This window comes from Variovorax sp. Varisp36 (assembly GCF_047304235.1).
In the GTDB taxonomy this organism is placed as follows: Bacteria; Pseudomonadota; Gammaproteobacteria; order Burkholderiales; family Burkholderiaceae_C; genus Variovorax.
In genome coordinates this window covers 1-787 of the sequence record NZ_JBGLYU010000100.1, presented here as the reverse complement: position 1 = coordinate 787, position 787 = coordinate 1, and the positions used below count along the sequence as shown (strand labels likewise).

Sequence of the window (787 nt, the reverse complement as noted above, 5' to 3'; positions counted from 1 at the left end):
GCCGCCGGCCTGGCGACGTCGATCCAGCCGGGGCTGAACCTGGGCATCGCCGGCAAGATCGGCGGCCAGTACATCCTGGGCGCGATCGCGAACTTCTTCAACAGCGACGGCGACGCCAACGTGCTCTCCACGCCCAACCTGCTGACGCTGGACAACGAAGAGGCCAAGATCATCATCGGCCAGAACGTGCCCTTCCCCACCGGCTCGTATGCCAGCACCTCGGGCTCGGTGGGCGTGAACCCGTTCACCACCGTCGAGCGCAAGGACGTGGGCCTCACCCTGCGCGTGCGCCCGACCATCAACGAGAACGGCACGGTGCGCATGACGATCTTCCAGGAGACCTCGACCGTCGACCAGAACTCGCTGAGCAACCCCAACGGCCCGACCACCAACAAGCGCTCGATCGAGTCGAGCGTGCTGGTGGAAGACGGGGGCCTGGTCATGCTGGGCGGCCTGCTGTCGGACACCTACAACAACAACATCGAGAAGGTGCCGCTGGCCGGCGACATCCCGGTGCTGGGCAACCTGTTCAAGAACGAGAACCGCACGCGCAGCAAGAGCAACCTGATGATGTTCCTGCGCCCGGCGGTGATGCGCGACGGCGCTTCGTCCGAGGCCTTCGCCTACGACCGCTACGACGAGATCCGCGGCCAGCAGCTGCAGACGCAGCCGAACACCGACAACGTCATGCTGCGCGGCGTGAACGCCGCGCCGGTGCTGCCCGACTCCGCACTGCAGCGCTCGAACAACCGCGGCAGCGGCAGCACCCGCATGGAAGGCACGCAGC

At 66.7% G+C, this 787-nt stretch carries 1 pseudogene; it reads left to right on the top strand.

Annotation, left to right across the window (positions count from 1 at the left end):
- Positions 1-787 (top strand): annotated as a pseudogene (locus ACCD11_RS28340) (type II secretion system protein GspD); the annotation flags it as partial.